A 21062-nucleotide genomic window follows, 5' to 3' on the forward strand; every position below is an offset into this window, starting at 1 on the left:
CACTCAATCAGCATGAGAAGAAATTAACTGAAATTGACCACGCGAAATATAGAGAAACCCAAATGACTACACAAACTCAATTTGAACAACTGAAAACTGCTGGATATAACTTGATTCCAGTATATCGTCAGCGCTTGGCAGATACAGAAACTCCACTTTCTGTCTTTGCGCGATTAAAACAACATAAACAAGCCTATTTATTTGAATCTGTAGAGGGTGGCGAAAACTGGGCGCGTTACTCCATTATTGGCTTGGGCGAGTCCACCGTATTTTCGTGTAATGAAGGGCAGTTGACCGTTCAACATGCTGATGGCTCGGTTGAAAAACAACAATGTGATGACCCGTTTCAATACATTCGTGACTTCCAAGCACAATATAAAGTGCCTACACAGCAAGATTTGCCAGCGTTGCCGAGCTTTACCGGTGGATTGGTTGGATACTTTGGTTATGATGCTGTACGTTATATCGAACCAAAGCTCAATAACGTTCCAGAAGCTGACCCGGTCGGGATTCCGGATATTTGGATGATGCTATCAAAAACCGTCATCGTCTTTGATAACCTTAAGGATACCTTATTCTTAATTGTGCATGCCGATGTAAATGATGCTGAGGCCTATACCAAGGCGCAGCAACAATTGGATGAGCTAGAAGAACTTTTGGCAACCCCAATTGCACTCAAAGCAAATAAGCATACTGCACCACAGTTTGAATCCATCACCGGACACGATAACTTTATTGACTCTATTGCAAAAGTAAAAGAGTACATTAAAGCAGGTGATGTGATGCAGGTTGTGCCAGGTCATCGTATGGTATCCGATTTTGATGGTGAGCCTTTACAGGTCTATCGTGCACTACGTCACCTCAATCCATCGCCATATTTGTTCTTGGTGCAAGGGCAGACACTAGAAAATGACATTCCTTTTCATATCGTCGGTTCATCACCTGAAATTTTGTCCCGTTTAGAAAATGGTGTGGCAACAGTTCGTCCTTTGGCGGGAACGCGACCACGGGGTAAAACAAAAGAAGAAGATTTAGCGCTAGAAAAAGATTTGCTATCTGATGAAAAAGAAATTGCAGAGCATTTGATGTTGATCGATTTGGGGCGAAATGATGTTGGACGCGTTTCTAAAATCGGTAAAGTTCACGTGACTGATCAAATGGTGATCGAACGTTATTCGCATGTCATGCACATTGTGTCAAATGTGCAAGGTGAAGTACGTGATAATGTCGATGCTTTGGATGTTTTTAAGGCAACATTCCCTGCGGGTACGCTTTCAGGCGCACCAAAAATCCGTGCTATGGAAATTATTGACGAAGTTGAACCAGTAAAACGTGGAATTTTTGGTGGTGCTGTTGGTTATTTAGGCTGGCATGGCGAAATGGACATGTCGATTGCGATTCGTACCTGTGTAATTCGTGAAAATAAGGTCTATGTTCAAGCTGGAGCAGGGGTGGTGTACGACTCAAATCCTGAATCAGAGTGGAATGAAACCCAAATAAAAGCTCGCGCAGTGATCAAAGCGGTTGAATTATCATCAAATGGATTGATTTTATGAGTTTTTCACGTTTTTTTTAGAAAAAACACTTGCAAGGATTTCAAGATTTGCTAAACTGCACACCGTTCCGATACGAAACGTACGAAACACTAGGAAACGCCGGCATAGCTCAGTTGGTAGAGCAACTGACTTGTAATCAGTAGGTCCACAGTTCGAATCCGTGTGCCGGCACCATCTTAGAAAGTTTGAGAGTGAGTAGAAAGAACAACACTGAAGTAAGTGTAAAATGGTGAGGTTCCCGAGCGGTCAAAGGGGGCGGACTGTAACTCCGCTACGAAAGTTTCGAAGGTTCGAATCCTTCCCTCACCACCAATTTTAAGACTTCAATAAGTGGTTTGTACCAACATCGTGCGGGAGTAGCTCAGTTGGTAGAGCGGTAGCCTTCCAAGCTACATGTCGCGAGTTCGACCCTCGTCTCCCGCTCCATATCTATTGAAGTGCTTATATTTGCTCTTATAGCTCAGTGGTAGAGCACTCCCTTGGTAAGGGAGAGGTCTCGAGTTCAAATCTCGATAAGAGCTCCAGATTTTACAGTTTAGCAACTTTAAATGTTGCGCAAGATTCCAGAAGCAGGCTTTTTAGTCTGCTTTTCAAGTATTGGGTGTTTATTTTTTTAGGCGATATGTCGGAGCTGGGTTTTACTCAGAATTGTGTTCGACGTAAACGAGGAAGAAAAGCATGGCTAAGGCTAAGTTTGAACGTAATAAGCCGCACGTTAACGTGGGCACAATCGGTCACGTTGACCATGGTAAAACGACTTTAACAGCTGCGATTGCAACTGTGTGTGCAAAAAAATTCGGTGGTGAAGCGAAAGATTACGCTGCAATCGACTCTGCACCAGAAGAAAAAGCACGTGGTATTACAATTAATACTTCACACGTAGAATACGATTCTCCAATCCGTCACTACGCTCACGTAGACTGCCCAGGTCACGCCGATTATGTTAAAAACATGATTACTGGTGCTGCGCAAATGGATGGTGCGATCCTTGTTTGTTCGGCGACTGATGGTCCAATGCCACAAACTCGTGAACACATCCTCCTTTCTCGTCAGGTAGGTGTACCTTATATCGTTGTATTCCTAAACAAATGCGATATCGTAGACGACGAAGAATTAATTGAATTAGTAGAAATGGAAGTTCGTGAACTTCTTTCTACTTATGACTTCCCAGGTGACGACACTCCAGTAATCCGTGGTTCTGCTCTTGCAGCGCTTAATGGTGAAGCTGGTCAATACGGCGAAGATGCTGTAGTTGCTCTTGTTGAAGCTCTTGATTCTTACATCCCAGAACCAGAACGTGCTATCGACCAAGCATTCCTTATGCCAATCGAAGACGTATTCTCAATTTCAGGTCGTGGTACAGTAGTAACTGGCCGTGTTGAAACTGGTATCGTGAAAGTAGGCGAAGAAGTTGAAATCGTTGGTATTAAAGATACAGTTAAAACAACTGTAACTGGCGTAGAAATGTTCCGTAAACTTCTTGANGAAGGTCGTGCGGGCGAGAACTGTGGTGTTCTTCTACGTGGTACTAAACGTGAAGACGTTCAACGTGGTCAAGTACTTGCTAAACCAGGTACAATCAAACCGCATACTAAATTCGACGCAGAAGTATACGTACTTTCTAAAGACGAAGGTGGCCGTCATACTCCATTCCTTAACGGTTACCGTCCACAGTTCTACTTCCGTACAACTGACGTAACTGGTGCGATCTCGCTTAAAGAAGGCGTTGAAATGGTTATGCCTGGTGACAACGTAGAAATGTCAGTAGAATTAATCCACCCAATCGCAATGGATGCTGGCTTACGCTTCGCGATCCGTGAAGGTGGCCGTACAGTTGGTGCGGGTGTTGTTTCTAAAGTAACTGCATAATATAATACAGTTATCTTTGTACAGATCGAGAGTTTCGACTCTCGATTTGCTCTGCAGGTCAGTAGTTCAATTGGTAGAGCGTCGGTCTCCAAAACCGAATGTTGGGGGTTCGAGTCCCTCCTGGCCTGCCAAATTTTTTTAAAAAGAAGCTTGATGCTGGCTCAACTGGTCATATAATAAGTCGCGAATCCTACGACGAGTACAAAAATGTCGAATGATAAATCGCGTGACGCATTAAGCGACGCGCCAATTCCTCAAAGAAATAATCCTGCTGAAGTTGTTAATTCTGGTTCCCCTTTAGACTATGTTCTGTGGGTTATCGCGTTGATTTTACTCGGTAGTTCTATGATGGTGAATCAACATTTGCCAGCATACTGGGCACCAGCGAATGATGTTTGGGTCCGTGTTGGGGTAATTTTGGCTTGTATCATCGTGGCTTTAGGTTTATTATACGCCACCCATCAAGGCAAAGGCTTTGTTCGATTGTTGAAAGATGCTCGAATTGAGTTACGTCGAGTGACTTGGCCAACCAAGCAAGAGACCATGACCACATCTTGGCAGGTACTTGCGGTAGTCTTAGTGGCATCTATTTTATTATGGTGCTTTGACTATGCTTTGAGCTGGTTAATGAAGTTTATTATCGGGTAAGAGAGCTATGAAACGTTGGTACATTATTCATGCCTATTCTGGTTATGAAAAACAAGTGTTACGCTCACTTAATGATCGAATCCAGCGTAGCGCTGTAGCCGATAGCTTTGGTGAAGTCCTTGTCCCTACTGAAGAAGTAGTGGAAATGAAGGATGGTAAGAAACGTAAATCTGAGCGTAAATTCTTTCCCGGCTATGTGTTAGTCGAGATGGAAATGAATGATGAAACTTGGCACATTGTTAAAGAATGTCCAAAAGTATTAGGTTTCATCGGTGGTACTGCAGAAAAGCCTGCACCAATTACGCAAAAAGAAGCTGATGCGATTCTTGCACGTGTACGCAATACTGGTGAAGCACCTCGTCCTAAGACGATGTTTGAACCAGGTGAAGAATTACTCGTAATTGACGGCCCATTCACCGATTTTAAAGGCGTGGTGGAAGAAGTTCTATACGATAAGTCACGTTTAACGTTGACGATTAATGTATTTAATCGACCAACTCAGGTTGAGCTGGAATTTCGCCAAGTCGAAAAATCGGTTTAATTTAACTTGGTTGATAAACGCCCGATTTGTTATGAGTCGGGCATTGTTGTTGTAACGGTATCGTTACTTATATGTATGGGGAGCCTAGCGGCGTTAGTACCCAGAGGTAATTGAAATGGCTAAGAAGATTGACGGCTATATCAAGCTGCAAGTTCCAGCTGGTAAAGCAAATCCATCTCCACCGATTGGTCCTGCACTAGGTCAACGTGGTGTTAACATCATGGCATTCTGTAAAGAATTCAATGCTGCGACACAAAAAGTTGAAGCTGGTCTTCCAATTCCAGTAGTGATCACTGTGTACAACGACAAGTCGTTCACATTCATCATGAAAACTCCTCCTGCTGCGATTCTTCTTAAGAAAGCTGCGGGCATCCAAAAGGGTTCAGCTGTACCTAATAAAACTAAAGTTGGTAAGTTGACTCGCGCTCAATTAGAAGAAATTGCGACTACTAAAGAACCAGATCTTACTGGTGCTGATTTAGACGCACGTGTACGTACCATTGCTGGTTCTGCGCGTTCTATGGGCTTGGAAGTGGAGCTATAAGACATGGCTAAATTAACTAAACGTCAAAAAGCCATTGTTGCTGCTGTTGAAGCTAACAAAGTTTACACTTTGGAAGAAGCAGTTGCAGTTCTTAACGGCCTTCCAGCAGTAAAATTCAAAGAATCTTTGGATGTTGCTGTAAACCTAGGTGTTGATCCTCGTAAATCTGACCAAGTTGTTCGTGGCGCGACTACACTTCCTGCAGGTACTGGTAAAACTGTACGTGTAGCTGTGTTTGCTCAAGGCGCTGCTGCTGAAGCTGCTAAAGCTGAAGGCGCGGACGTTGTTGGTTTTGATGATCTTGCTGAAAGCATCCAAGCGGGTAACCTTGACTTTGACGTAGTAATTGCAGCTCCGGATGCAATGCGCGTTGTTGGTAAGTTAGGTACGATTCTTGGTCCACGTGGCTTAATGCCAAACCCTAAAGTGGGTACTGTAACTCCTGACGTAGCTTCTGCTGTTAAAAACGCGAAAGCTGGTCAAGCACGTTACCGTGTAGACAAAGCGGGTATTATCCACGCTGCGATCGGTCAAGTAGGTTTCACTGCTGAAGCTGTTCGTTCAAACGTTGAAGCTCTTGTAGCTGACCTTAAGAAAGCAAAACCTGCTACTTCTAAAGGTGTTTACATCCAAAAGATCACTTTAAGCTCAACTATGGGTCCTGGTCTTGTTGTTGATGTAGCAAACGTTTCTAAATAAGTTTCGACTTATTACAGAATTTTAAAGCCCTGAGTAATATTTGAAGCACTGCTTTAAATATTACGCAAGAAACGCTTCGTCGTATATTGCGTGATTCAGGCAAACTTTGAATTGATAAATTTAGATTTATCAGCGTCAAAGACCTCAGGCGAGGGGAGTTTTATGCTTTCTTCTTAATAGCCCAGCCTGAGTAGACGCGGTGGTGTGATTTGTTCCTCCTCCGCGTGTTGGTTCAGTGATGAGCTAACGAATTGGGAGTGCATCTGTATAGGTGCATAAATCACCGTTAGGAGGTTTTACAATGGCTCTTCTTATCGAAGGCAAAAAACAGATCGTAGCTGAAGTAACTGAAGTTGCTTCTACTGCGTATGCTGCTGTTGTTGCTGACTATCAAGGTTTAACTGTTGAGCAATTAACTGCTCTACGTGTTGAAGCTCGTAAACTAGGTGTTGCTACTCGTGTAGTTCGTAACACTTTGGCTAAACGTGCTCTTCAAGATACTCAATTCAATATCTTGAGCGACAACCTTGTTGGCCCAACAATCTTAGCTTTCTCAACTTCTGAAGACGACATGGGCGCAGCTGCTCGTTTGTTCGAAGAATTTGCTAAAACTAATAAAGCATTTGAACTTAAAGCTGCTGCATTTGACGGTAAAGTTTATCAAGGTGCTGAAGTTAGCGTTATCGCGAACCTTCCAAACCAAGAGAAAGCGCTTACTATGCTTGCAAACGTTCTTCAAGCTCCTATTTCGAAATTGGGTCGTCTTATTACTGCGCTCAAAGAGAAAAACGAGTCAGAAGCTGCTTAAGCTTAAATCAATTTACACACCATTCAATACCCATTTGGAGTTACTCTCATGGCTTTAACAAACGAAGAAATCTTAAACGCAGTTGCTGAAAAAACTGTTCTTGAACTTGTTGAACTTATTTCTGCTTTCGAAGAAAAATTCAACGTATCTGCTGCTGCTGTAGCAGTTGCTGCTGCTCCTGGCGCTGCTGGTGCTGCTGCTGAAGAACAATCAGAATTCAACGTTGAGTTGACTTCTTTCGGTGCTAACAAAGTTGCTGTAATTAAAGCAGTTCGTGAAGCTACTGGCCTTGGTCTTAAAGAAGCTAAAGATCTTGTTGAAAGCGCTCCTTCAGTTCTTAAAGAAGGCGTTTCTAAAGAAGAAGGCGAAGAGCTTAAGAAAAAACTTGAAGAAGCTGGTGCTACAGTTACACTTAAGTAATCTTAAGGGGAGTCGATTTTTTTATAATCGGCTCCAAAAAATGGCTGGTGGCCCTTGGGTCATCAGCCTTTTTGCGTTACAATAATCGGCTCGATTTTTGTTTGCATGATATAAAAATCATACAAATTAAAAATAATTTATAAAACCAAACGCTTACCAATATTTTTCAGTAAAAAATATTGTTAAGCGTTTTAATACCACTAAAAATTGCAGCATTTGTGAAAGTGGTGGCCATATCGGCCTGCGTAATTCCTTCTAAGTTCGTTCTGCAGGCGGACTTAGTTTACTTTCCGAGGACTCCAGATGGCATACTCATATACCGAAAAGAAACGGATCCGTAAGAATTTTGGTAAATTGCCCAAGGTAATGGATGTTCCGTACTTGCTCGCGATTCAAGTCGACTCGTACCGAACTTTCCTTCAAGACGGCAAAACTCCAAAAAACCGCGAAGATATCGGTCTCCAAGCCGCATTTCGTTCAGTTTTTCCTATTGAAAGTTATTCTGGCAATGCTGCTTTAGAATTTGTTGAGTATAGTCTTGGTAAGCCTGAATTTGATGTGCGCGAATGTATTCTTCGTGGCTCAACTTATGCGGCGCCAATGCGTGTAAAAATTCGTCTGATCATTAAAGATCGCGAAACTAAAACAATCAAAGATGTGCGTGAGCAAGAAGTCTACATGGGTGAAATGCCACTTATGACAGACAACGGTACCTTTGTGATCAATGGTACTGAGCGTGTAATCGTATCTCAATTACACCGTTCACCAGGTGTATTCTTTGATCACGATAAAGGCAAAACTCACTCTAGCGGTAAAGTTCTTTATTCTGCTCGTATCATTCCTTACCGTGGTTCATGGTTAGACTTTGAATTCGATGCAAAAGATCTTGTATATGTTCGTATTGACCGTCGTCGTAAATTACTTGCGACTGTTGTGCTTCGTGCCTTGGGTTATAATAACGAACAAATCCTAGACATGTTCTACGAAAAAGTACCTGTATATCTTGATATGGGTAGCTATCAAATTGACTTGGTTCCAGAACGTCTACGTGGCGAAATGGCACAGTTTGATATCGTGGGTACAGACGGTAAAACAATTGTTGAACAAGGTAAACGTATTAACGCGCGCCATGTTCGTCAAATGGAAGCAGCAGGTCTTGCAAAACTTTCTGTTCCTGATGAATACCTATATGAACGTATTGTTGCTGAAGATGTAACGTTACGTGATGGCGAAGTAATTGCTGCAAATACAGTATTAAGCCATGAAATTATGGTGAAATTGGCTGAAGGCGGCGTTAAACAATTCAACGTACTTTATACCAATGACATCGACCGTGGCCCATTCATTGCGGACTCTTTACGTGCAGATACTACAACTGGTCGTGAAGAAGCACTTGTAGAAATCTACAAAGTGATGCGTCCGGGTGAGCCACCAACAAAAGAAGCTGCTGAAAACTTATTCAACAATTTGTTCTTCTCTTCTGAACGTTATGACTTATCACCAGTAGGTCGTATGAAGTTCAACCGTCGTTTGGGTCGTCCTTACGAAGTGGGTACGGATCAGAAGTCTCGTGAAGTTGAAGGTATTCTTTCGAACGAAGACATCACTGATGTATTGAAAACATTAGTTGAAATCCGTAACGGTAAAGGTGAAGTCGATGATATCGATCACTTGGGTAACCGTCGTGTTCGTTCTGTTGGTGAAATGACAGAAAACCAATTCCGTGTTGGTCTAGTTCGTGTTGAACGTGCTGTTAAAGAACGTTTATCTCAAGCTGAAACTGATAACTTGTCTCCGCAAGATTTAATCAATGCGAAACCAGTTGCTGCTGCAATCAAAGAATTCTTTGGTTCAAGCCAGTTGTCTCAGTTCATGGACCAAAACAACCCGTTGTCTGAAATTACACACAAACGTCGTGTATCAGCATTGGGCCCAGGTGGTTTGACTCGTGAGCGTGCGGGCTTCGAAGTACGTGACGTACATCAAACTCATTATGGTCGTGTATGTCCAATTGAGACTCCTGAGGGTCCAAACATTGGTTTGATCAACTCACTTTCTGTTTATGCGAAAGCGAATGATTTTGGTTTCTTAGAAACGCCTTACCGTAAAGTTGTTGATGGTCGTGTAACGGATGACGTTGAATACCTTTCTGCGATTGAAGAAGTAGGTACTGTGATTGCACAGGCCGATTCAGGTGTAGATAAAGACGGTAATTTAACAGAAGAATTTGTTTCTGTACGTCACCAAGGTGATTTCGTACGTATGCCTCCTGAAAAAGTGACGCATATGGACGTATCTGCACAGCAGGTTGTATCTGTTGCTGCATCACTTATTCCATTCCTTGAACACGATGATGCCAACCGTGCATTGATGGGTTCAAACATGCAACGTCAGGCAGTACCTACGTTGATCGCTGACAAGCCGCTTGTTGGTACAGGTATGGAAGCAAACGTAGCGCACGACTCAGGTGTATGTGTTCTTGCGAAACGTGGTGGCCGTATTGAATTCGTCGACGCGTCTCGTGTTGTTATTCGTGTAAACGAAGACGAAATGATCGCGGGTGAAGCAGGTGTAGATATCTACAACCTGATCAAATATACACGTTCTAACCAAAACACTTGTATTAACCAAAAAGTGCTTGTAAGCCTTGGTGATCAAGTGGGTCGTGGTGACGTATTAGCTGATGGTCCATCTACAGATGGCGGTGAATTGGCATTGGGTCAAAACATGCGCGTAGCATTCATGACTTGGAACGGTTACAACTATGAAGACTCGATCTTATTATCTGAGCGTGTGCTTCAAGAAGATCGTTTAACATCAATCCACATTCAAGAATTGTCATGTGTAGCACGTGATACTAAATTGGGTGCGGAAGAAATTACTGCCGATATCCCGAACGTGGGTGAAGCAGCACTTTCTAAACTTGATGAGTCAGGTATTGTTTACATCGGTGCAGAAGTAACAGCGGGCGATATCCTTGTAGGTAAAGTAACACCTAAGGGTGAAACCCAACTTACTCCGGAAGAAAAACTTCTTCGTGCAATCTTCGGCGAAAAAGCGGCTGACGTTAAAGATTCATCTTTACGTGTATCTTCTGGTGTTAAAGGTACTGTTATTGACGTTCAAGTGTTTACACGTGATGGTCTTGAAAAAGACGAACGTGCTCAAGCAATTGAAAAAGCTCAATTAGATGCTTACCGCAAAGATTTGAAAGAAGAATTCAAAATCTTTGAAGAAGCAGCTCGTGAACGTATTGTTCGTTTGTTGAAAGGTCAAGAATCGAATGGTGGCGGTACAACTAAACGCGGTGACAAATTAACTGAAGAGTTATTGTCTGGTCTTGAGTTGGTTGATCTTATTGAAATCCAACCAGTCGACGAAGCGATTGCTGAACGTTTAACTCAAATTCAAGTGTTCTTGAAAGAGAAGAGCCTTGAAATTGACGAGAAATTTGCAGAGAAAAAACGTAAATTGTCTACAGGTGATGAGCTGACAACTGGTGTACTAAAAGTTGTTAAAGTTTACCTAGCTGTAAAACGTCGCATCCAACCGGGTGATAAAATGGCGGGTCGTCACGGTAACAAAGGTGTTGTATCAAACATCTTACCTGTAGAAGACATGCCACACGATGCATACGGTGTTCCAGTTGATGTTGTACTTAACCCACTGGGTGTACCATCACGTATGAACGTGGGTCAGATTCTTGAAACTCACTTAGGTATGGCGGCTAAAGGTCTTGGCGATCAAATCGACAAGATGATGAAAGAGCAACGTACTGTACTTGAGCTTCGTGAATTCTTAGACAAGATTTACAACAAAGTTGGTGGCGAACAAGAAGATCTTGATAGCTTAACTGATGAAGAAATCTTGGTGCTTTCAGGTAACTTGCGTAAAGGTGTTCCTTTAGCAACACCAGTATTTGATGGTGCTGAAGAATCACAAATCAAAGAATTGTTAGAGCTTGGTGGCATTTCACGTACTGGTCAAACAGTATTGTATGATGGTCGTACAGGTGAGCGTTTTGACCGTCCAGTAACTGTAGGTTACATGTACATGTTGAAATTGAACCACTTGGTTGACGACAAGATGCATGCGCGTTCTACTGGTTCTTACTCTCTAGTAACTCAACAGCCGCTTGGTGGTAAAGCACAATTCGGTGGTCAGCGTTTCGGTGAGATGGAAGTATGGGCACTCGAAGCTTACGGTGCAGCATACACACTTCAAGAAATGCTTACTGTGAAGTCGGATGACGTTGAAGGTCGTACCCGTATCTATAAGAACATTGTAGATGGTAACCATTACATGGACCCAGGTATGCCTGAATCGTTCAACGTATTGACCAAAGAGATCCGTTCTTTAGGTATCAACATTGAACTGAAAAATGGTGACTAAGAATCTCCATTAAATCTCCCTAAATCCCTCTTTGCAAAAGAGGGACTTTTCCCCCTTTGAAAAAGGGGGATTAAGGGGGATTAAAATTCAGTTAAAAAACAATATTTGTGACCCAGTTGTGTAGTGAAAATCTCCACAACACACGGAGAAAAAAATTGAAAGACTTGCTCGATATCATGCGCAAAAAGACGGATTCAGACGGTCATGCTCCTGTAGAGTTTGATCGCATCCGTATTGGTCTTGCGTCACCAGAAATGATTAAGTCGTGGTCTCATGGTGAAGTTAAAAAGCCTGAAACCATTAACTACCGTACGTTCAAACCTGAACGTGATGGTTTATTCTGTGCCAAAATCTTTGGTCCAGTAAAAGATTACGAATGCTTGTGTGGTAAATACAAGCGTATGAAATACAAAGGCGTCATTTGTGAAAAATGTGGCGTTGAAGTAACAACTGCAAAAGTACGTCGTGAGCGTATGGGTCATATTGACCTTGCTTCTCCAGTTGCACATATTTGGTTCTTAAAATCACTTCCTAGCCGTATTGGTCTGCTTTTAGACATGACTTTACGTGATATCGAACGTGTATTGTATTTCGAATCATACGTTGTAACTGACCCAGGTATGACTCCACTTGAGAAATACCAACTTCTAAACGATGAAGAATACTTCACTGCTTTAGAAGAACACGGTGATGAATTCACTGCGAAAATGGGTGCAGAAGCAGTTCAAGATTTGTTGAAAGACATCGATCTTGAAGCTGAAATTTCACGTCTTCGTGAAGAAATTCCAAATACAACTTCAGAAACGAAGCTTAAAAAAGCTTCTAAACGTCTGAAATTGATGGAAGCGTTCAAAGAGTCGAACAACAAACCAGAATGGATGGTGATGAATGTACTTCCAGTACTTCCACCTGATCTTCGTCCGTTGGTTCCTCTAGAAGGTGGTCGTTTTGCGACTTCTGACTTAAACGATCTTTACCGTCGTGTAATTAACCGTAACAACCGTTTAAAACGTCTACTAGACCTTGCAGCACCAGACATTATCGTACGTAACGAAAAACGTATGTTACAAGAGTCTGTTGATGCATTGCTTGATAACGGTCGTCGTGGTCGCGCAATTACTGGTTCGAATAAACGTCCTCTTAAATCTTTGGCAGACATGATCAAAGGTAAACAAGGTCGTTTCCGTCAAAACTTATTGGGTAAACGTGTCGATTACTCTGGTCGTTCGGTAATTACCGTAGGTCCGACTTTACGTCTTCACCAATGTGGTCTTCCGAAAAAAATGGCGCTTGAATTATTCAAACCATTCATTTTTGCGAAACTACAAGCATCTGGCCAAGCGACAACCATTAAAGCTGCGAAGAAAATGGTTGAGCGTGAAACTCCAGAAGTTTGGGACGTACTTGCTCACGTAATTCGTCAACATCCAGTGATGTTGAACCGTGCGCCTACACTTCACCGTTTGGGTCTTCAAGCATTTGAACCAACCCTGATTGAAGGTAAAGCGATCCGTCTTCACCCGTTAGTTTGTGCGGCATTTAACGCCGACTTCGACGGTGACCAAATGGCAGTACACGTACCATTAACACTTGAAGCTCAGTTAGAAGCTCGTGCGTTAATGATGTCAACAAACAACATTCTTTCTCCTGCGAACGGTGAGCCAATCATCGTACCTTCTCAGGACGTTGTCTTAGGCTTGTACTACATCACTCGTGATGCGATCAATGCCAAAGGTGAAGGCATGGTGTTTGCGGATACTGACGAAGTAAACCGTGCACTTGCAACAGGTCAAGTTGATTTACACGCTCGCGTAAAAGCACGTGTACACCAAACTGTCATTGACGAAAATGGTAACCGTGAACAACAAACCATTGTTGTAGACACAACTCCAGGTCGTTGTTTACTTTGGGAAGTTGTACCTGAAGGTATGGATTTCCAACAAATCAACGTTGAGATGACTAAAAAGAACATCTCTAAATTGATCAACTCTTGCTACCGTAAATTGGGTCTAAAAGATACTGTTATCTTCGCTGACCAATTGATGTATTTGGGCTTCCGTCAAGCGACTCACTCAGGTGTGTCTGTTGGTATGGAAGACATGTTGATTCCGCCACAAAAACAAGCAATTATCGAAAAAGCTGAAGTTGAAGTTCGTGAAATTGAACAACAATTCGAGCAAGGTTTCGTAACTGCCGGCGAACGTTATAACAAAGTTGTCGATATTTGGGCGCGTACAAACGACCAAGTAGCGAAAGCGATGATGGACAACTTGTCTTTCACAACTGTTAAAAACAAACAGGGTGAAGACGAGAAACAAAAATCATTCAACTCGATCTACATGATGTCTGACTCAGGTGCCCGTGGTTCGGCAGCTCAGATTCGTCAGTTAGCGGGTATGCGTGGTTTGATGGCGAAACCAGATGGTTCGATCATTGAAACACCAATTAAAGCGAACTTCCGTGAAGGTTTGACCGTACTTCAGTACTTCATTTCAACACACGGTGCACGTAAAGGTTTGGCCGATACTGCATTGAAAACAGCGAACTCAGGTTACTTGACTCGTCGTTTGGTTGACGTTGCACAAGACTTGGTAATTACTGAGCCAGATTGTGGTACTTTCGACGGTCTTGTAATGACTCCGTTCATTCAAGGTGGCGATGTCATCGAGAACTTAGGTACTCGAGTATTGGGTCGTGTACTTGCTGAAGATGCGAAGAAACCAGGTTCGGATGATGTGATTCTTCCACGTAATACTTTAATCGACGAAAAACTTGCAAACTACTTAGAAGAGCAAGGTGTCGATGAAGTGAAAGTACGTTCAGTTGTAAACTGTGAATCTACTTTCGGTGTATGTGCGAAATGTTACGGACGTGACCTTGCTCGCGGTCACTTGGTGAATCCAGGTGAATCTGTGGGTGTAATGGCTGCTCAATCAATTGGTGAGCCAGGTACACAGTTAACAATGCGTACGTTCCACGTAGGTGGTGCTGCGAGCCGAACTTCTGCTGCTAACAGCGTACAAGTTCGTAACAAAGGTACAGTACGTTTCCACAATGTGAAAACAGTACAACACGCTAAAGGTCACTTGGTATCAACTTCACGTTCCGGTGAAATCGGTATCGCAGATGACATCGGTCGTGAACGCGAACGTTACAAAATTCCATACGGTGCTTCAATCATCATTAAAGATGGCGAAGCTGTGGAAGCTGGCGGTATCGTAGCGACTTGGGATCCGCATACACATCCACTTGTTACCGAAGTTGCAGGTAAAGTGCGTTTCAGCCAAATCGCTGATGGCGTAACTGTGACATCGAAAACTGATGATGCAACAGGTATGACGACTATTGAGGTACTTCCAGTAACTTCACGTCCAGCATCTGGTAAAGATATGCGTCCAGCTGTTGTATTGGATACAACAGATGGCGGCGAACAGTTCTACTTCCTACCACAAAACACGATTCTGACTGTGCGCGACGGCGAAACAATTGGTGTCGGTGACGTTATTGGTCGTGTACCACAGGAATCTTCACGTACACGTGATATTACCGGTGGTCTACCGCGTGTAGCTGACTTGTTCGAAGCACGTAAACCGAAAGAACATGCGATCCTTGCTGAAATTTCAGGTATCGTAAGCTTCGGTAAAGAGACCAAAGGTAAGAACCGTCTTGTGATTACTCCGGATGATGGCTCTGAGATTTACGAAGAGCTAATTCCGAAATGGCGTACGATTAACGTGTTCGAAGGCGAGCATGTGAACCGTGGTGAAACCATTTCTGATGGTCCGCAAAACCCACACGACATCTTGCGTTTGAAAGGCGAAGTTGCACTGACAAACTACATCGTGAACGAAGTTCAGGACGTATACCGTCTGCAAGGTGTAAAAATCAACGACAAGCACATTGAAGTGATCGTACGTCAAATGCTTCGTAAAGTTGAAATCACTGACGGTGGTGATACAAGCTTCATCAAAGGCGAGCAAGTGGAATACATCCGCGTTGTTCAAGAAAACCAAGCTGTGGCAGCTCAGAACAAGTTCCCAGCGAAGTTTGAACGTCAATTGATGGGTATTACCAAAGCGTCGCTTTCTACTGACTCGTTCATTTCTGCTGCATCGTTCCAGGAAACAACTCGTGTGTTAACTGAAGCTGCTGTAACAGGTAAAGAAGATGAATTACGTGGTCTGAAAGAAAACGTAGTTGTAGGTCGTCTGATCCCAGCGGGTACAGGTTTGGCTTACCACTTAGAACGTCGTCGTCAAGAGTCTGAAGCTGCAGAGCTTGAGCTTCACAATGATTTCTCTGATGTAGATCAAGCATTAAGCCAAGCATTTAACGATGAATTTAACGGTCTTTAATTAGCCCTTAAATCATTCAAAAAAGCCACCTTTGGGTGGCTTTTTTTATGCGGATGAATTGAAAATTAAAGCTTTCCTAATGTTGATTTATTTCCTATAGTAAAAATAGAACATAACAAATCTCTTGATTTTTAAACTTAAACATAACGGGGTCTTTTGATGAAATTCGCACAGCAATTATTCGCAGTTTCTGCATTATTCAGCTCATTGACAGCGATTGCTGCACCTATGCCCAATTCGATTGTGGTAGAAGATAAAGCTGTAGTTCCAGTACTAAAAACAGAAGTGATTCGCCGTGTTGCAGGTCAAGAACCTGTACGCCAAGTGACTGCAACAGTGTTAGAAATGACCAATAAAGGTCAGGATATCGTGGCACGTGAAATTGAACTTTCAGATCATCAAAGTGATTTTTCTGAAAAGAAATTATCGATTCCAGTACTACAACGTGGTGGCGTCATCGTCCCGACCTCTAAAATTGAAACCAAGACGACGGTGAAGCAGGACGGTCAGATTATTCGTCAAAACACCAATATTGATGCAGAAGGTGTAGAGTTTAAGAAAGGGCAAGACCCGATTAAACGCACGCTAAAACTAGATCAGGCAACAGATCCAGAAAGCAAAGCCAAACTCTCTCATGCTGTGCTGACTGAAAATGGTGAAACCACAAAAGATTTGATGATTTTGGATGAAAATCCTGAGTGATTCGTGAGCGATTAGGCGTCGTTTTTTACAAAATGCAGCATTTATGCTCCAAGCCGTAACAAGCTATGTTTAATTGTTTCATACAATGGTTTTAGAATCATAGGTATTGAAGAAGACAAGGAACATCACAATGAAAAAAGTAATGAGCGTATGCGCAGTCGCGATGATGTCGACCCTAATGCTTGCTGGTTGTGAAAGTATGTCGCCCAATGAACAGCGTATTGGTGCTGCAGCTTTAGGTGGTGCCATTGGTGGTGGTGTGGGTAACAACGTTGGTGGTGGTGTAGGTGCTGCCGTTGGTGGTGGTGCTGGTGCAGCTGTCGGTAGTAAAACTCAAAACGGTTCAAACCGAAATGCCACATATAGTGGTGTAGGTGGTGCGATTGGTTCTGCAGTCGGTAAAAGTATCTTTGGTGGTAATACTGGTGCTGCGATTGGTGGTGCTATCGGTGGTGGCGCAGGTGCTGCAATTGAGCAAAATCGCTAATCCAATCCGATAAATTTGAATGAAAAGGCGCTTAAAGATAAGCGCCTTTTTTATTTGCGTGGACGGGGTTGCTTGCGACGAATGTATAGGGTTTTTTGAACTTCAGCGATACGTAAGCCTGCTTCATCAAAAATATTTAAGCTATAGTTCCGTAGTACAGGTGCGTGGTTATCTGCTAAGTTTTTAATATGATTGATTTCATTTGGGTCGAGCTGGATGTCAGCGTATACCGTTCCACGCCCGGGAGATAAAAATTGGATATTTGCCGCTTTGTCCCACACGATATAACGTGAGCCAAGGTGATGCATCAAAATCAACATATAAAATGGGTCAACCATTGAATATAGACTACCGCCAAAATGTACACCGACAATATTTTGATTTTTTCGAGTTAATGGCATTTTGACGCGAATGTGATAATTGGCGAGATCAATTTTATCAATCGAAATGCCAGCACCTTTATAAGGGGCATAATGATTGAGTAAGAATTTAGAGACAATAGGCATTGTCATTATTTTCTGGATTATGCTCATACTGGGTCAATTTTTTTTTATGCTGAACTTTGCATACTAAATGAGTTTCCAAACTGTGGCATTGATCACATTGCCCATGTTCACAAATAAAACGTCAATTCGATGGAATCGATAAAAGGACAAGAAGAATGCAACCACTAAATACGCAATGGGTGAATACCACAGATCAACAACGGCTCTATGTGAAGACATGGGGTGATGAAACTAAGCCGGCATTGGTTTTGGTTCATGGTTATCCTGATAATCAGGAAGTATGGGAACCGGTTATTGAACATCTTATTAATGAATTTTATATCGTCACCTATGACGTGCGAGGTGCAGGGCAGTCCTCTGTGCCCCGTAAAGTACGAGATTACCGTTTAGAACAACTTTCACTTGATTTAGATAGTGTGACGCAAGCGGTATTAGGCGAGCGTAGTTTTCATTTGGCCGCGCATGATTGGGGCTCTATCCAATCTTGGGAATCGGTGACTGAGCCAAAATTTCGCTCACGTATTTTGTCTTATTCAACTATTTCTGGGCCATGTTTGGATCATGCGGCATTTTTGCTCAGAAATAGCTTTAAGCATCAGCAGAAAAAATTACTCAAATTATTAAGTAAGTCATGGTACATCGGGGTATTCCAATTACCATTTTTGGCACCGACCGCGTGGCATTTTTTGAATGCTGAACGTTGGGGAAAAATTGTGAATGATTTAGAACGTACTCAAGAATTGCCTTTGAATCATAATATTCAGCATGATGGTAAACACGGTATTGCGCTTTACCGTGCTAATTTTATTCCCCGCTTAACTCAGCCTAGACAACGTCATGCCGTCTGTCCTGTACAAGCGATTGTGTTGAAACATGATAATTTTGTCAGTCCAGATTACATTAAAGAATTACCTAATTGGGTTGAAGATTTATCTGTAGTTGAAGTCAATGCCAATCATTGGGCCGTGCTGAGCCAACCCGAAAAAATTGCAGGTTACATCGCTCAATTTGCGCAATCACAGCAGCTTTAAGTAAATCGTTCAACAGTGGCAGTTTCATCGATAGGGGGCTAAATAGCGAGCAAATTCTGATAAAATACGGTTTTTTGTCAGACTCCCTTTTTTCTTATGTTTGCTATTCTTGCCGCAATTACAGTCATGTTTGGACTGTCGCTGGCACGCGTGCCTGTTGTATTTGCGCTGATCATTGGTGCAGTAACAGGTGGCTTGTTAGCTGGCCTTGGTATTCATGGTACCATCGAAGCGTTTAATAGTGGCTTAGGCAACGGTGCTCAAATCGCACTTGCTTATGGCGTGTTGGGGGCATTTGCTTTGGCACTTGCGCGTTCAGGTTTGCCAGATTTACTGGCTTATCAACTCATTACCAAACTCAAAGGTAACAGTAATGTGAAAGCCCAGAATCGCGTGAAATACGTAATTTTCGCTACTATCGCTTTAGCCGCCGTATGTTCACAAAACGTGATTCCAGTGCACATTGCGTTTATTCCAGTATTAATTCCACCATTACTCAGCGTATTTAATCATTTAAAACTTGACCGTCGTTTGATTGCTTGTGTTCTGACTTTTGGTCTTGTGGCGACTTATATGCTGGTACCTTTTGGTTTCGGTGCTATTTTCCTTAATGATATTTTAGGTCAAAACATCAATACCTTTGGTAAGCCATACGGTTTCAACATCAGCTATGATCAAATTCCAACTGCTATGGCAATTCCAGTATTTGGGATGTTTGTTGGCTTATTAATTGCTGTTTTTTATAGCTACCGTAAACCACGAGAGTATGCTGACGTTCAGGTTAAGGAATCACAGCACACCATCTCATCTGATGTAAAAGCAGATGAAAATGGTAAACCACAAGTCGCTAAATTTACTTTGATTATGGCTGCGGTTGCAGTGGTTGCTACGCTTTCTGTTCAAGTCATATCTGAGTCGATGATTTTGGCGGGTCTGGTTGGTGTTGCGATCTTAAGCTGTGCAGGTATCTTTAAGTGGAAAGAAGCCGACGATGTCATTATCAGTGGTATGCGCATGATGGCACTGGTGGGTTTCATTATGATTTCTGCGCAAGGCTTTGCATCTGTGATTGAGGCTACGAATCAAGTACCAACACTGGTACAAGCTTCAGTTGAATGGATTGGAAACAGCCGAGGTTTAGCTGCATTTTGGATGCTATTGATAGGGCTATTAATTACCTTAGGTATTGGTTCTTCATTCTCAACAATCCCAATTTTGGCCATTATTTATGTACCACTTTGTATTCAATTTGGTTTTAGCCCAGCGGCAACGATTGCCATTATTGGTACAGCAGCAGCTTTAGGAGATGCAGGTTCTCCGGCATCAGACTCAACTTTAGGCCCAACATCAGGCCTTAATATGGATGGTCAGCATGACCACATGAAAGACAGTGTGGTCCCGACCTTCATTCACTACAATATTCCATTAATGATCTTTGGTTGGATTGCCGCAATGGTACTCTAAAAAATTTTCAAAGATAAATAAAAAGGCGATTATATAATCGCCTTTTTTATTATTTAAACCTGATGAATTTAGTTGGTTTAAAATCATTCATTTGATTAATTCTGATTAAAATGGTTGGTATATTTTAAATAATAAGTTAATTATAATGGTTGATAAATAAAACCAACCTTTGTACTATGATTAAAATAAATATATTTAATTAATAATAACTTATATAATAGTGTAATAAATTATTAAATAATGTTATTGCATAATTTTAATACTAATGTTTAATATTAATTATTCATTCTAGAAGGTTGTTTAAAAATGTTAAAACAAGCTGCTCTTATTGCATTATTGGGTATGTCTGCATCAGCGATGGCTGGTCAATGGCAAGTGAAAGTTGGTGGTTCTGTAATTTCTCCAACAGGTGACACTGAAACCGCATTAGGTACAGTAAAAGCGGATGATGAGTTAGCATTTACACCATCGGTTGAATATTTCTTTAATGACAACATTTCAGCTGAATTACTTTTAGCTACTCCAATTGGTCATGATGTACTTTTGGATGGTGATAAAGCTGCTAAAATTAAGCATCTTCCACCGACAATTACTGCAAAATATAACTTTAAAAATTCAACACGCTTTACACCATATATTGGTGTAGGTGGTACAGCATTTGTTGCTTGGGATGAATCTGGCGCGGCTAAAAATGTAAAAGAAGATTTTGGTTTTGCAGGTCAAGTCGGCTTTAATTACCAACCAGCTGATGCGAAAAACTGGGGTGTATACTTCGATGCTCGCTATGCTCAATTAAGCCCTGAAGTGACTTTAATTGATGAATTAGGTGGCGGTAAATTCGATTTAGATATCGATCCTATGGTGTATACAATTGGTTATAGCTACAAATTCTAAGCTTGAACTGATCTTAAAACCCTGCCATTAGGCAGGGTTTTTTTTATGCAGCATATTCCATTCATCAGTTGATCGAATTGAACAAATAGGCAATAGAAAATTTAGGTGGAACTGTTAGAGTCGAAATAAATCAGCAAGTTGGAAGA

Annotated in this window: 16 protein-coding genes and 5 tRNA genes; 20 read left to right on the forward strand and 1 reads right to left on the reverse strand. The window is 42.1% G+C overall.

Annotated features, from left to right (window positions below):
* Window positions 1–62: 62 nt before the first annotated feature.
* From trpE to M5F03_RS06745, 17 genes are all read left to right on the forward strand, one after another.
* Window positions 63–1556 (forward strand): anthranilate synthase component I, encoded by a 1494-nt coding sequence (gene trpE / locus M5F03_RS06665; RefSeq protein ID WP_249707648.1) that lies wholly within the window; start codon window positions 63–65, stop codon window positions 1554–1556.
* A gap of 98 nt (window positions 1557–1654) precedes the next feature.
* A tRNA-Thr gene (locus M5F03_RS06670) sits at window positions 1655–1730 on the forward strand.
* Window positions 1731–1784: 54 nt separating this feature from the next.
* A tRNA-Tyr gene (locus tag M5F03_RS06675) sits at window positions 1785–1868 on the forward strand.
* Window positions 1869–1906: 38 nt separating this feature from the next.
* Window positions 1907–1982: transfer RNA gene (locus tag M5F03_RS06680), tRNA-Gly, on the forward strand.
* Between the two features lie 23 nt (window positions 1983–2005).
* Window positions 2006–2080: transfer RNA gene (locus M5F03_RS06685), tRNA-Thr, on the forward strand.
* Window positions 2081–2234: 154 nt separating this feature from the next.
* Window positions 2235–3425 carry an elongation factor Tu gene (gene tuf / locus M5F03_RS06690; RefSeq protein ID WP_249707608.1) on the forward strand — a complete coding sequence of 397 codons (1191 nt, stop codon included), beginning with the start codon at window positions 2235–2237 and terminating at the stop codon, window positions 3423–3425.
* A 55-nt stretch (window positions 3426–3480) separates the two neighbouring features.
* Window positions 3481–3556: transfer RNA gene (locus tag M5F03_RS06695), tRNA-Trp, on the forward strand.
* 76 nt (window positions 3557–3632) lie between these two features.
* A complete protein-coding gene (gene secE, locus M5F03_RS06700) occupies window positions 3633–4073 on the forward strand; it encodes a preprotein translocase subunit SecE (RefSeq protein WP_078189832.1) in 441 nt (146 codons plus the stop codon).
* 7 nt (window positions 4074–4080) lie between these two features.
* A complete protein-coding gene (gene nusG / locus M5F03_RS06705; RefSeq protein WP_078189831.1) occupies window positions 4081–4614 on the forward strand; it encodes a transcription termination/antitermination protein NusG in 534 nt (177 codons plus the stop codon).
* 115 nt (window positions 4615–4729) lie between these two features.
* Entirely contained in the window at window positions 4730–5158 is a 429-nt protein-coding gene (gene rplK, locus M5F03_RS06710) for a 50S ribosomal protein L11 (RefSeq protein ID WP_004868049.1), read from the forward strand.
* Window positions 5159–5161: 3 nt separating this feature from the next.
* A complete protein-coding gene (gene rplA, locus M5F03_RS06715; RefSeq protein WP_078189830.1) occupies window positions 5162–5857 on the forward strand; it encodes a 50S ribosomal protein L1 in 696 nt (231 codons plus the stop codon).
* A gap of 301 nt (window positions 5858–6158) precedes the next feature.
* The gene (rplJ, locus tag M5F03_RS06720) at window positions 6159–6665 is read left to right on the forward strand and encodes a 50S ribosomal protein L10 (protein WP_111885844.1); all 507 of its coding nucleotides are present in this window, start codon (window positions 6159–6161) and stop codon (window positions 6663–6665) included.
* A 48-nt stretch (window positions 6666–6713) separates the two neighbouring features.
* On the forward strand, window positions 6714–7085 hold the full coding sequence (gene rplL, locus M5F03_RS06725) for a 50S ribosomal protein L7/L12 (protein ID WP_078189828.1): 372 nt from the start codon (window positions 6714–6716) through the stop codon (window positions 7083–7085).
* 303 nt (window positions 7086–7388) lie between these two features.
* Entirely contained in the window at window positions 7389–11477 is a 4089-nt protein-coding gene (gene rpoB, locus M5F03_RS06730) for a DNA-directed RNA polymerase subunit beta (RefSeq protein WP_249707610.1), read from the forward strand.
* Between the two features lie 155 nt (window positions 11478–11632).
* Window positions 11633–15832: a DNA-directed RNA polymerase subunit beta' gene (gene rpoC, locus M5F03_RS06735; RefSeq protein ID WP_249707612.1), complete on the forward strand. Its 4200-nt coding sequence runs from the start codon at window positions 11633–11635 to the stop codon at window positions 15830–15832.
* 159 nt (window positions 15833–15991) lie between these two features.
* Window positions 15992–16534, forward strand: coding sequence for a hypothetical protein (locus tag M5F03_RS06740; protein ID WP_111885842.1), 543 nt, complete (start codon window positions 15992–15994; stop codon window positions 16532–16534).
* Between the two features lie 130 nt (window positions 16535–16664).
* Entirely contained in the window at window positions 16665–17021 is a 357-nt protein-coding gene (locus tag M5F03_RS06745) for a YMGG-like glycine zipper-containing protein (protein ID WP_078192840.1), read from the forward strand.
* 50 nt (window positions 17022–17071) lie between these two features.
* Here M5F03_RS06745 and M5F03_RS06750 read toward each other — a convergent pair whose 3' ends face one another.
* On the reverse strand, window positions 17072–17554 hold the full coding sequence (locus tag M5F03_RS06750) for a DUF4442 domain-containing protein (RefSeq protein ID WP_078189823.1): 483 nt from the start codon (window positions 17552–17554) through the stop codon (window positions 17072–17074).
* 128 nt (window positions 17555–17682) lie between these two features.
* On the opposite strand from M5F03_RS06750, the gene M5F03_RS06755 reads away from it, so the two are divergent.
* The 3 genes from M5F03_RS06755 to M5F03_RS06765 all read left to right on the forward strand — a co-directional run bounded on the left by M5F03_RS06755 (window position 17683) and on the right by M5F03_RS06765 (window position 20916).
* The gene (locus M5F03_RS06755; protein ID WP_249707614.1) at window positions 17683–18558 is read left to right on the forward strand and encodes an alpha/beta fold hydrolase; all 876 of its coding nucleotides are present in this window, start codon (window positions 17683–17685) and stop codon (window positions 18556–18558) included.
* Window positions 18559–18654: 96 nt separating this feature from the next.
* A complete protein-coding gene (locus M5F03_RS06760; protein WP_249707616.1) occupies window positions 18655–20022 on the forward strand; it encodes a Na+/H+ antiporter family protein in 1368 nt (455 codons plus the stop codon).
* A gap of 306 nt (window positions 20023–20328) precedes the next feature.
* Window positions 20329–20916: an OmpW/AlkL family protein gene (locus M5F03_RS06765; protein WP_180024739.1), complete on the forward strand. Its 588-nt coding sequence runs from the start codon at window positions 20329–20331 to the stop codon at window positions 20914–20916.
* Window positions 20917–21062: the final 146 nt, after the last annotated feature.

Origin of the sequence: Acinetobacter amyesii (assembly GCF_023499985.1) — a bacterium.
Lineage (GTDB): Bacteria > Pseudomonadota > Gammaproteobacteria > Pseudomonadales > Moraxellaceae > Acinetobacter > Acinetobacter amyesii.

Excerpts from the sequence above, each read along its gene's own strand:
- M5F03_RS06760 (WP_249707616.1), top strand. The coding sequence starts at position 18,655 with ATGTTTGCTATTCTTGCCGCAATTACAGTCATGTTTGGACTGTCGCTG.
- nusG (WP_078189831.1), top strand. The coding sequence starts at position 4,081 with ATGAAACGTTGGTACATTATTCATGCCTATTCTGGTTATGAAAAACAA.
- M5F03_RS06740 (WP_111885842.1), top strand. The coding sequence starts at position 15,992 with ATGAAATTCGCACAGCAATTATTCGCAGTTTCTGCATTATTCAGCTCA.
- M5F03_RS06765 (WP_180024739.1), top strand. The coding sequence starts at position 20,329 with ATGTTAAAACAAGCTGCTCTTATTGCATTATTGGGTATGTCTGCATCA.
- M5F03_RS06750 (WP_078189823.1), bottom strand. The coding sequence starts at position 17,554 with ATGAGCATAATCCAGAAAATAATGACAATGCCTATTGTCTCTAAATTC.
- secE (WP_078189832.1), top strand. The coding sequence starts at position 3,633 with ATGTCGAATGATAAATCGCGTGACGCATTAAGCGACGCGCCAATTCCT.
- M5F03_RS06745 (WP_078192840.1), top strand. The coding sequence starts at position 16,665 with ATGAAAAAAGTAATGAGCGTATGCGCAGTCGCGATGATGTCGACCCTA.
- rplL (WP_078189828.1), top strand. The coding sequence starts at position 6,714 with ATGGCTTTAACAAACGAAGAAATCTTAAACGCAGTTGCTGAAAAAACT.
- rplJ (WP_111885844.1), top strand. The coding sequence starts at position 6,159 with ATGGCTCTTCTTATCGAAGGCAAAAAACAGATCGTAGCTGAAGTAACT.
- M5F03_RS06755 (WP_249707614.1), top strand. The coding sequence starts at position 17,683 with ATGCAACCACTAAATACGCAATGGGTGAATACCACAGATCAACAACGG.
- trpE (WP_249707648.1), top strand. The coding sequence starts at position 63 with ATGACTACACAAACTCAATTTGAACAACTGAAAACTGCTGGATATAAC.
- rpoB (WP_249707610.1), top strand. The coding sequence starts at position 7,389 with ATGGCATACTCATATACCGAAAAGAAACGGATCCGTAAGAATTTTGGT.
- rplA (WP_078189830.1), top strand. The coding sequence starts at position 5,162 with ATGGCTAAATTAACTAAACGTCAAAAAGCCATTGTTGCTGCTGTTGAA.
- rplK (WP_004868049.1), top strand. The coding sequence starts at position 4,730 with ATGGCTAAGAAGATTGACGGCTATATCAAGCTGCAAGTTCCAGCTGGT.